Annotated in this window: 7 protein-coding genes and 1 pseudogene; all 8 read left to right on the top strand. The window is 45.6% G+C overall.

The annotated features are described in order from the left end of the window. Positions 1-698, top strand: a pseudogene (locus B9J84_RS06510) (hypothetical protein); the annotation flags it as partial. Between the two features lie 225 nt (positions 699-923). Next, entirely contained in the window at positions 924-1,397 is a 474-nt protein-coding gene (gene radC / locus B9J84_RS06515) for a DNA repair protein RadC (protein ID WP_094123790.1), read from the top strand. Continuing rightward, positions 1,394-1,831 (top strand): DUF2787 domain-containing protein, encoded by a 438-nt coding sequence (locus tag B9J84_RS06520; protein ID WP_179217534.1) that lies wholly within the window; start codon positions 1,394-1,396, stop codon positions 1,829-1,831. Before radC ends, B9J84_RS06520 begins: the two co-directional genes overlap by 4 nt. Before the next feature lie 50 nt (positions 1,832-1,881). Further along, on the top strand, positions 1,882-2,325 hold the full coding sequence (locus B9J84_RS06525) for a DUF2787 domain-containing protein (protein ID WP_094123792.1): 444 nt from the start codon (positions 1,882-1,884) through the stop codon (positions 2,323-2,325). A 3-nt stretch (positions 2,326-2,328) separates the two neighbouring features. After that, a complete protein-coding gene (locus tag B9J84_RS06530) occupies positions 2,329-2,505 on the top strand; it encodes a hypothetical protein (protein WP_017044431.1) in 177 nt (58 codons plus the stop codon). 138 nt (positions 2,506-2,643) lie between these two features. After that, the gene (locus tag B9J84_RS06535) at positions 2,644-3,378 is read left to right on the top strand and encodes a WYL domain-containing protein (protein WP_094123793.1); all 735 of its coding nucleotides are present in this window, start codon (positions 2,644-2,646) and stop codon (positions 3,376-3,378) included. Between the two features lie 30 nt (positions 3,379-3,408). Then, the gene (locus tag B9J84_RS06540) at positions 3,409-3,777 is read left to right on the top strand and encodes a hypothetical protein (RefSeq protein ID WP_094123794.1); all 369 of its coding nucleotides are present in this window, start codon (positions 3,409-3,411) and stop codon (positions 3,775-3,777) included. 47 nt (positions 3,778-3,824) lie between these two features. After that, positions 3,825-4,052 carry a hypothetical protein gene (locus B9J84_RS06545; protein WP_094123795.1) on the top strand — a complete coding sequence of 76 codons (228 nt, stop codon included), beginning with the start codon at positions 3,825-3,827 and terminating at the stop codon, positions 4,050-4,052. The last annotated feature ends 186 nt before the right edge of the window (positions 4,053-4,238 follow it).

The following is a 4,238-nucleotide window of genomic DNA, read 5'->3' on the forward strand; positions in this document are numbered from 1 at the left end:
ACGGAACTAATGACAACGTTACATTTAGATTAAACCAAAGAAAACTGATACAACTTCTTCAGCCTCATGCTGTTGTCGAAGACAAGTACAAAGAAATAATTCAAGATCCTGAAAATCCGCAAATAACGAAAAAAAGGGTTGAGCTGTTAGCTTCAAAATTTGCTATTACATTGTTTACCGAAGATACAAATTACGATGAAATAAACCAAAATTTCGCAAACTTATGCCAACATAGAAACGTCCTTATAGGTGATGAGTATACTCCAAACCTGTCTCTCGGGACTGTGGTAAAAAGTAGCGTAGACAATAATTATTACATATGTATTCAACAAAGATGTGACTCGGTTAGACTGTACACTGGCGACCACAGACGCTTCCTATTCTTATCTCTATCTGAGGTGACAGATAAGTCATTTGATTTTCTTACGCCAGCGGGTGTCAAACTGAAAGTTAACAAAGGTACATATGCTCTTAGAACTGTTAAGTTTAACGGATCTGAGTCTGGAAGTGTTTTGTCTGAGTTAGTTGAAGATAAACGAATTTTTTACCCTACCCACCATTCCGCACAAATTCCTGAAGTATTTGAGTTTGTGGTTGAATTAAAGGATATGTACGCGCAAAAAATTATCGAAGAGTATAGTGGTAGTCTATCTCGTGTCGGCTTAGATGAACCAGAGTGGGTACGAAGATACAGTTAACTCCAAGAGTAACCAGAGGTACTTTTTAAAGTACCTCTTCTATTTACTCATTTCAAGATAGTAATCTAACTCAGCTTTACGCATTTTTGCCTACTTAATCAAATGTTCAACATGACCGTAGAGTAAAACTGTTACCCTCATAGCCCCTTGACGATTTAATCCAAAAATCTTCAGGCATATGTCATCAATGTGAATACCCATCATTGATTCCGACAGGAGCCTGAAATGAATACCAAAACTCCCGATTACCAAAAGCAGCAACGCTATCAGGAAAATGAAATCCTAGAGCATGCGGCGGAGATACTGGCAACACGCTACGTGCGTGGTGATGCCCTAACTAACCCTGATGCCACCAAAGAGTATGTGCGCTGCAAGCTAGGCTGCTATGAGCGTGAAGTGTTTGCCTTATTGCTACTGGATAACCAAAACCGACTGATTGAGTTTAAAGAGCTGTTCCACGGCACCATTGATGCGGCCAGTGTCTACCCGCGTGAAGTGGTGAAAGCGGTGCTAGAAGTCAATGCTGCGGCCGTGATATTTGCCCATAATCATCCATCTGGTGACTCAACGCCGTCTCAAGCCGATAGACGCATAACCGAAAGACTCAAAGACGCACTCGCGCTGGTGGATGTTCGTGTACTTGACCATATCGTCACAGGCGATACCTGCACCTCATTTGCTGAAAGGGGGTGGTTATGATTAAACAAAATTACAGTGAGCTTTCTATTGATGACGCTTTACATACGTCACTGGAAGCACTTTTGAATCGATACACTCTCCCAGAGAACGCTGAACGACTCGTGCTGAACTGCCGCCAAATGAGTTACTACCGACATCGACAAGGTTTGCATCCGATAGAGGTGCAGCTTAAACGCGAGTCAGATACTAGCCCTTGGCTGGTAGTCTTCTTTGCCAGCTTCTCTTACCCCGATGACAACAGCACAGCCGTTGAACCTGAGTTGTACTTTCACCTCGCAAACCAATGGTGCTACCAGCCTGATGTAGGGAGCACGGATTTATCCCACCCAGAAGTACAAGAGCTGCTGTCGGTATGGATGAAAGCCTTTGCTCGCCACCTATCTCGCAATGTCTTTGATGATGTGCAACTGACGATGGTCGGCACGCTCAACTAAAACCTAATCTATCATTTCTTATTTGAATCCTGAAACAAGGAGGACTCACTATGTCCAAATTAACCTTCACAGCATCATCACTACCTGTGTCTAAGAAACTGCACACGCTCCTAAGTGAACGGCTCACCGCTCATTTGCTGAGTAATGAAGCACTGACCACTAGCCGTTATCTGGTGTTTAACTTTCGCGATAAAAGTTACAGCGCGGATGAAGGCGGCTTCCATCCGGTTGAGATGGCGATTTGCCAAACTTCAACCGGAGAATGGAGCATCGAGTACATCACCGACTTTGCTTACATGGGGAACTACTATCCAGAGCTAGAGCGCAACTTGGATTTTGATTTTCGGGTTGGGCAGTTCTTTGTGGCCTATCGTGGCTGGCTACCAATGCAGGGTAGCCGTGATGCTAAAGAGCTGTATCGGCTATGGGAGAATAACTTTCTGGCCTATGTCGATACGGACGCTTACAACGAGATAGCCGTCACCCCGCAATAGCTCATGACTTCCCTTCTTCTGCAAATCATCAAACTTGTCACTGCCCTCATTACGTTGTTTTCACTTTCCCCGTTCTTTGGTGCCATTGGAGCCCTATCCACTTTAGGGTTTCTGGTAGTGCTGTTGATTGGGTTATTGGCAGCGATTGCCGAGCTCAGTGATAAGCATAAGCCTCGTTAATGTTAATCGGCTCACGCTTTGGTGATGCCGATTGATGCTGTTTTCACCGTTGGACATTATGTGTCTGACCCACCTCTATTCTCCCGACATTAAATGTCCGACTCCGGTGTGGAGCTTTGATGTATTGAGAGCGTAGTCATGAGCAATAAAACCAGCATTGAAGGGTTATCCGCTTTGCTGCACACGCTGATGCTTATTCCTCAACATCGATGGATTACCGTTAGGGAGTTGCAGCAGCAGTTAGCCCTACTCGATATCCACCGCACCACGCGCAGCATTAAACGCTACCTCGATGACATCATTGTGGAGGTGTTTAACGTGGAGTGTGATTCGATGAGCATGCCCCATGTTTATCGGAAAACTTCAGAGCAATTACTGAAGCTCAACAAGCAGGAAATGCTCTATTGGCAACTGACCAACAAGTACTTACTACCGCTGGTTCCTGATGCACTGAATTATGGACAAGGGTCCTCCTCGGAGAGAGACAAACCCTTGCCACACAAGGGTTCAGCGCATTCAAAAGAGCAAGCATGGTTAGCCAAAGTACATGTGACATTGCCCACTATTCGCGAGTGGAGTGACGAGCAACGGCAAGTATTAAATGCGATACACACGGCATTATTGCACAACCGTATGCTCAAGATATCTAGCCAAGTATTGCAGCAAGAGAAGGCGCTCATTGAGCCACTGGGACTCTCGGTTCAGTGTGACGCGCTCTTGCTGCTCTTTCGATTATCCGGCCAACACACGATACGCACCCTCGCCTTGCCCTTGATTGATGAGGCCAGTGTATCGACGTTTTCTTTTACCTATCCGACTGATTTCAATCTTGAGCGGTTCATGCGTGAACACGATGGAGTCAGTGCATCCTGAATTTCACTCACCGATAAGGAGAGCACCGTTATGACATTAACCAACACCCTACTCCGATACGCCGCCATGACCATCCTGTTTATCGGGCTCACCGCTTGTGGCGACCAAGAAGAGACTCAAGCAGCAACCGCAGATATTGAAGTGCCGATATCAGCTAACCCTCACTGGGGAACATTGGTCTTCGATCTGCAAGCCATCGCCGACAACACCGTGATAAGCAATGTGGTGATTAACCGTGGCAACTGCCGATTACCCGCTGGTACAGCCTCAGAGCTATCAAGAAACGTTTCATTGCAGTTCGGCCAAACCTACACCGGATACAGCAACAACTGCACCGTGGACAGCGTGAAAGAAATCGAAGTCACCTCCAGCGCTGGCACCTTTGTGTACACCTTCTAACTCTCTATCCCTCAGTAACACACTCAATCAACTCGTAAGGATCAACTATGAAAAAGTCATCTCTACTCATCGCTACAGCGTTAGTTTTCTCAACCTCTTCCGCATTTGCTGGTGGAACACTGGGCGGCAACCCATCCACAGATTCGGGTGCAGTTAACGTCAGTGTTGGCAAATGTACTCAATACAAAATGGATGTGAAAGCGGCGCAGCAGGCAGGTAAGGACGTAACTACCATTACTGCTCCTGAAGGCTGTGAAGCCATCACAGAAAAGTAATACCACCAACAGCGGTAAAAATGATAATGGGGAGCAATCACGCTCCCCATTCTTTTTTTGTCTCAATGCACCGCTTTGAAGATATATGTTATCTGTTAAAAAAGCTTATCTACGAAAAGCGATTAATAACAAAACAGGTAGACCTGTTAGCCACACATTAGCCAATAGAGTCGACAGTCTATAGAT

It is taken from the genome of Vibrio sp. V03_P4A6T147 (assembly GCF_002241085.1).
Taxonomy (GTDB): domain Bacteria; phylum Pseudomonadota; class Gammaproteobacteria; order Enterobacterales; family Vibrionaceae; genus Vibrio; species Vibrio anguillarum.